Consider the following 6,264-nt stretch of genomic DNA (forward strand, 5'->3'; position numbering starts at 1 on the left):
CCGGGGATTCATGCCGGTCCGATCAGTCCCGTGACGATGTTCGCCGAGAGCATTACCAGCGGAAGACCCCCGCCCGGGTGGGCCGACCCTCCGACCAGGTAGAGGCCCGGTACACCAGATGCGTTGGCGGGCCGCAGGAATGCCGCGCGCGTACCGTTCGACGATGATCCGTAGATCGATCCGCCGGGCGTGAGCGTCCGGCGTTCGAGATCGGCGGGACTGACGACGATGCGGTGGCGCACTCGGTCTCGAACATCGACCCCGCGGTGCGCCATCAGATCGAGGATGTGGTCGGCGTAGGAGTCGGCCAATCCGCCGCTGTCCCAGTCGGTTCCGCCCGCCGGATCGTGGCGGGGAGCGTTGACCAGCACGAACCAGGAGGCGGTGCCGGGTCCGGGGCTGACCGCCGGATCGTCGGCCGCAGCGATGTAGATCGTCGGATTCGCGACCGGACGAGCGCGACCGCCGCGTCCGAAGACCGAGTCGAACTCGTCGTCGTAGTCGTCGGTGAACAGGACGTGATGATGGGGCTGATCGGTCGGCGGATCATCGAGCGCGAGCAAGAGTACGAAACCGGAGAACGACGGCGTGGTCTTGCCCAGTCGTCGTGCGGCGCGCCGTGCCTGACGAGTTGCCACCAGTGCCGGATACACCTGTGCGGCATCGGCATTGGCGACGACGAGATCGGCACCACGCACGCTGCCATCGGCAGTGCGTACACCGTCGACGCGTCCACGAGCATCGGTGGTCAGCGCAGACACCTCGACGCCCAGCTCGATGCTCCCGCCGAGCGCGGTCAACCTATCGGCGAGTGCCGTCGCGATCGAGCCGAGTCCCCCACGCACGTACCACGATCCCCAACGCTGTTCGGCATAGGGGACACTCGCGAGCGCCGCGGGTGCGCGCCGGGGATCGGACCCGGTGTAGGTGGCGTAGCGGTCGAGGAGCATCCGCAGACGGGGATCGCGCAGATACTGATTGCCCAACCCGCGCAGCGTACGCCACGGTGCGACGGTGGCGAGATCGCGCACATCGAGAGCGCCGGAGGCCATGTTGCGCAGGGTGATCGGTGATTCCAGGAACGGGCGGTGCGTCGCGTCCCAGATGCGTTCTGCACGCGCAAGGAACGATGCCCACTGGTGGCCGGTACCTGCACCGAGAGCGGCGTCGAGTGCGGCCGGAATCTCCGACACCTCGCCCGGCATGTCGAAGGTTGTCCCGTCGGGAAAGCGGTAGCGTGCGGCTGTCTCGAGTCGTTGCAGGGTCAGCGAATCCGACAGTGGTGCACCGGTATCTGCGAACAGCTCTTCCAGAATGTGCGGCAACGTCACCAACGACGGACCGGTGTCGAAGACGAACCCGTCGTGCGAGATCACGCCGAGCTTGCCGCCGATCTCACGCGCCTGTTCGAGGACGGTGACCTCATGTCCGAGCGCGGAAAGCCGGACGGCAGCGGCGAGTCCTCCGACACCTGCTCCGACGACGATGATCGCGCTCATGCGTGCACCGGGCGGCCCTTCCACCGCAGCGCACCTCGTCGATGTCCGACGATCGAATCTGCGGTGAGAGTCGCCAGCGACACCACCGACACCGGATGGAGCAGGGCGTCGGGCCACGCGTGGCCGCCGGTGCGTCGAGCCGTCACGACTCTCGATGCGACGCCCGCGAGGTAGCCGACGAGACCTATCCGCGAGCCTCCGAGGGCCGCTGCGGCCGGCGCGACGTAGGAGACGATCAAGAACGTCATCACCGCGACGGCGCCCGAGGGTGAACCGAAGGCCGCCCACAACGACTTTCGATAGCCGGCACGTACCTGCTCCCAGCCGTCGTACATCCGGCAATTCGCCACAGCACTGCCCTCGCCGACCACGCCGCGCCCGCCAGCGTTCTTGACGGCACGGAGAAGTCCGATGTCTTCGAGAACGTCGGCACGGACGGCCCTATGACCGCCCGCACGTTCATACACGTTCTTGTCGACGGCGAGGAATTGTCCGTTCGCCGCCGACAGGCTCGGTCTCGGCGACCGTTCCGCGAGTCCAAGCGGCAGAGTGCTCATCCACGACCACTGCAGCAGCGGTTGCACCAATCGCTCTGCGGCACCGTTGGTTTCCTGCAGGGGATAGGGGCAGAACAGATCGAGGTGGGCGGCGCGCATCGTGGCGACGGTCGCCACGAGCGCGTCGGCGGCCAGGCGGACGTCTGCGTCGACGAAGACGAGGACTCCACCGGGAGCTCGGTCCGGATCCGTATCGGCGGCGGCGAACGCGGTCAATTGGGCACAGGCCCAGGGTTTTCCGAGCCATCCGTCGGGGCGTGGTTCGCCTCGCAGCACGACCAGGCCGTCGTCGTCAGCGCTCAACTGGGCGAGCAAATCCGGTGTCGCATCGGTCGATTCGTCGTCGAGTACGACGATCCGCGACGGGCCGGGCCAGCGCGCGGCGGCGCTCTGCAGGGAACGAACGCAGTCCGTCACGTCAGCGGCTTCGTCGCGGACGGGAAGTAGCACCCACAGCGGCTCGGGCTCGCACGGCAGCGTGGCGTCGGGAACGCGGATGCGGCGTGCGTTGTCGACGGTCAGGGCCAGACCACCAAGTGCGCCGACCGCACCGACGCGGATGAGATTGCGCCACAGCCGATGCGCGAGCCGATGGTCACGCCGCGTGGACACGGTGACCTCCCGACCGTCGGGCCGTGCGGATCTCCCGTACCACCAAGACCGCAAGCGGCACCGCGATCACCCCCATCACCAGCGCCCCGGTCAACGCAACCGGCGCTCGACCGAAGAACACCGCGTGGGCGAGCACCGACGAGAAGTAGGTCCACAGGTATGCGGCGACGGGCACGGCATCGGTGTGCAGCGTGGGCACGCTATCGGTGCGCCCGACGGTGGCTTCGAGCACGGTCATCATCAACACCGACACGAGGAGCCACCCTCCGAAGTTGGTCAGCGGAATGCCCTCAACCCCTGGAAGATTCGGAGTCGTGTGGAGCCAGTACCAGTGCCCGGCGTCGACCATCTGTGGGTCGAGGAAGACGTCCCATGCTGTCAGTGCCCACGCGCCCACGGCAACCGTCGCGATGTGTCCGTGTCTGCCGACGAGTCGTCGGGCGACGTTCCACGCGGGCCACGCCATCATGATCCAGGCCAGCGGAACCAGGATCGGTACGCCCGCGATCTCCAGCCCGAGTGTTCCGGTGTAGTCGTACTCGCCGAACGGAAATCCTGTGTGAACACCGATCGCCTCCGCGAGCAGTCCGCCACCGCCCGCGACGACGAGCAGTACCGCCGCGGCACCCAGGCCCCGAGTCGTCGCGGCGTCGACAAGCATTGCCGAGGCGAACAGGAGCACCGCCGCAGTGGTCAGGGCAGGGGTACCGCCGGACGTCAGCGGAAAGCAGATCTGCACAAGGATGGTGGCCGCCAGGAGCAGCAACGCCAGTCGCGATGTCACGGGCGGACTCCTGTGTAGCTGCCCTCGACATCGAGCACGGCCAAGCGTGCGAACAGATCCTCCGCGTACCAGCGTTGTGGCCGGGTCTCGCGGATCGCATTCGCGTGGGCGGGGGACCGATAGGCGAAGTCGGTGAGGGCGGCGGCGTTCTCCCACAGCGAGAAGGTGCCCTGCAATCCGATGGGCGACTCTCCGATTCCGACGGCGAGGCGCAGTCCATCGCTACCGGTGAGGTCGGCGACGACGGGCGGAACCGCGCGCCAGAACGAAAGGGCGCGGGTCGGTCGGAGTCGGGCGCGGGTGATGGCGGCGACCGGGCCGTCCCACTCGCGTTTGCGGGACGGATCGTCGACCGTGAACGGTTCTCGACGCGACCAACGACCCTTGGTGGCGAGGGGCATCATGCGAACCCTCAACTCGTTCGTGCTCACATCCGACCAGTCACCGATCGCCGTCGACGCCGCTCCCGCATCTGCCGCATGACCGTCTTCCCAGACCGTGAGCAGTGCCCAGTGATGTGGGTCGGCGTCGCGCATGGTGAAAGTCTCTCCCGAACCGGTCCCGAGAAGCTTGGCGAACCGTAGACCGGATATGCGCCGCAGTTGCAGCCGGCTGATCGCCACGCGGCTCACTGCTCGGCTCACCCGCGGAGTTTCCCAAATTCGCAGCTCAACGACCTGTCCGCTCATTGCGCACCCTTGCCTGGCTGGAAACTCACACACGTTCTTCGGAGTGGCCATCGGTCGGGATGGGTGAGACGGAGAGCGGTCACGACACCGAGAAAAGGTAGGCTACCCTCACAAACAGGCGGCGATGCGCGGACGGAAGGTCGAGAAATGGTCGAATCACCCACGAAGAATAAGTCGCGTGGCTGGCAGGGCGCGGTCCTCAAGCTCATGGGGGCCGACGACTACGAACTCACCGTGACCGGTATGCGGCAGATCACCGATCACTATGTCCGCGTCGATTTCGTCGGCGGGGGACTGCTCAAGGATCGCCCGGTGCATCCGACCATGTGGATTCGTATGTGGTTCGTGAACAAGCACGGCAAGATCCACCAGCGCGGATACACCCTCGTCGATCCCGACCCCGCATCCGACACCTTCTCGATCGAGTTCGCGATCCACGACGGCGCTGCGCCTCGCTGGGCGCTCTCGGCACAGCCGGGAGACGTGATCAGCGCGACGTTCATGGGATCGAAGTTCGCGCTTCCCGAACCCGCGCCTAAGGGGTGGCTCATCGCGGGTGATCCCGCAGCGCTACCGGCGATCAACTCACTCCTGGAAGCCCTGACTGCGTCGACGCCGACTGTTCCCGCGACGATCTGGTTCGAGGTCTCCCACGGCGACGACAAGGAACTGCCGATCGCGGTGCGTGAGCACGACACGCTGAGCTACGTCGACCGCGGGTCAGACGGCAGCGCGATCGTCGAGCAGGTGCGGGCAGCGGCGTTCGACGCGTCGGACCACTTCGCGTGGGTGGCGCTGGACATGACCGCGACACGCGCGATCGCGGGCGTGTTCAAGACCGACTACAAGCTCGACAAGAAGGCGGTCAAAGCTCAGGCGTACTGGCGCACCGGTATCGATCCGTCCTGACCGATCCGGGGGCGCCGGTAGCGCACCGCTTATCCGTTGCGGAACCAACCGTTGTTGTAGATGTTCCAGATCGCCTGCTGCCAGTAACCCCACGCGTGGGTTCCGGTGATCGGGAAGTCGGTGCGCAGGTTCACGCCGAACAGCGGTGCTGCGAGCGCGAAGGTGCGGCTCTGCTCACCGGAGACCGCCTCGATCGCCGTCGAGTTGAATCCGGTGATGTAGAAGTCGGTGTTGTTGGCGCCGGGAGGCTGGTGATCGCCCCACACGCCGGTGCCCGCGTACATCCACAGGTGCAGACCGTTCATCGCCGGAAGGTTTTCCGTCGGCGAATGCTGGAAGGCTTGGCCGTTGGGGAACCAGCCCCACATGTCGTTGAGGTTGTAGTGGCCGGCATCCCAGGCCGCCGCGCGCAGCATGGTCTGCATGCCGGTCGCGACGAGGTTCATGAAGCCCGACATCGAGACCACACGCTGGTAGAGATCACGCCGTTCGTTGCCGATGATCACGGCCTGACTCGCCGACATCGAGAGGCCGACGAGCGTGCGGTTACGGAAGCCGTGGTTGTCGAGGAACCGCGGAAGGCTGCCCTTGAGCACGCTCTCCCAGCGGTACGGATTGCGCTGGCCCGCGCTGGCCGATGCTCGCTGCCAATCGGCATAGAACGACGACTGGCCACCGATCGGCATGACTACGTTGTAGCCACGCAGTGCCAGGTAGGCGACGTTGGTCTCCCGCTCCCAGCCGTTGAAGTCATTGGTGGCGCGCAGGCCGTCGAGGAAGATCACCGTCGGCGCATTGCGCGGGTTGGTGGTTTGCGACGGCCATGCGCGGACAGAGACCGGGTGGTCCATGCCGTAGTTGTAGATCTGCTCGTTGATGAAGCCCTTGATCTGCTTGGCGGGCGGACCCCACGCACGTGCGCTGCCTGCGCCAGAGATCAAGCCGACCACGAGGGCCAGCGCCACCATCAAGACTGCACCGGGCAAAACCCGACGACGTGTGTGGGACACGAGCAATCACTTCCACTAGAAGAACGTGAATTCGAGAGTCATCCGATCGTCCGATCGGTGACAGTCGATTCAGGAATCGCGATTGAGCCTACAGCGTGTCGTTATCAATTGGTAATACGAGTTTGGCGGCTCTTCGAAGTTAGCCGGGCACTGCTCAGCAGTGGAATTGCTGGTTGTTGGCCCGCTGGGCGCGGGTGCAGTGGA

At 66.0% G+C, this 6,264-nt stretch carries 6 protein-coding genes; 1 reads left to right on the plus strand and 5 read right to left on the minus strand.

The features are described 5' to 3' along the window. Positions 1-8: 8 nt before the first annotated feature. The 4 genes from A5788_RS16645 to A5788_RS16660 are packed head-to-tail and all read right to left on the minus strand — an operon-like array spanning position 9 to position 4,141. Positions 9-1,499, minus strand: coding sequence for a phytoene desaturase family protein (locus tag A5788_RS16645; RefSeq protein WP_064865045.1), 1,491 nt, complete (start codon positions 1,497-1,499; stop codon positions 9-11). Beyond that, positions 1,496-2,668: a glycosyltransferase family 2 protein gene (locus A5788_RS16650; RefSeq protein WP_082937938.1), complete on the minus strand. Its 1,173-nt coding sequence runs from the start codon at positions 2,666-2,668 to the stop codon at positions 1,496-1,498. The genes A5788_RS16645 and A5788_RS16650 overlap by 4 nt, the downstream gene beginning before the upstream one ends. Continuing rightward, positions 2,652-3,452, minus strand: a complete 801-nt coding sequence (locus A5788_RS16655) for a carotenoid biosynthesis protein (RefSeq protein WP_064864998.1) — start codon at positions 3,450-3,452, stop codon at positions 2,652-2,654. The genes A5788_RS16650 and A5788_RS16655 overlap by 17 nt, the downstream gene beginning before the upstream one ends. Further along, entirely contained in the window at positions 3,449-4,141 is a 693-nt protein-coding gene (locus tag A5788_RS16660) for a hypothetical protein (protein ID WP_064865001.1), read from the minus strand. The genes A5788_RS16655 and A5788_RS16660 overlap by 4 nt, the downstream gene beginning before the upstream one ends. Before the next feature lie 147 nt (positions 4,142-4,288). Between A5788_RS16660 and A5788_RS16665 the strand changes: the two genes are divergently transcribed. Beyond that, the gene (locus A5788_RS16665) at positions 4,289-5,050 is read left to right on the plus strand and encodes a siderophore-interacting protein (protein ID WP_049699344.1); all 762 of its coding nucleotides are present in this window, start codon (positions 4,289-4,291) and stop codon (positions 5,048-5,050) included. 29 nt (positions 5,051-5,079) lie between these two features. On the opposite strand, the gene A5788_RS16670 is transcribed toward A5788_RS16665, so the two are convergent. Further along, positions 5,080-6,060, minus strand: coding sequence for an alpha/beta hydrolase (locus A5788_RS16670; RefSeq protein WP_231894171.1), 981 nt, complete (start codon positions 6,058-6,060; stop codon positions 5,080-5,082). Positions 6,061-6,264 lie beyond the last annotated feature (204 nt).

Origin of the sequence: Gordonia sp. 852002-50816_SCH5313054-c (assembly GCF_001665925.1) — a bacterium.
In the GTDB taxonomy this organism is placed as follows: Bacteria; Actinomycetota; Actinomycetes; order Mycobacteriales; family Mycobacteriaceae; genus Gordonia; species Gordonia jacobaea.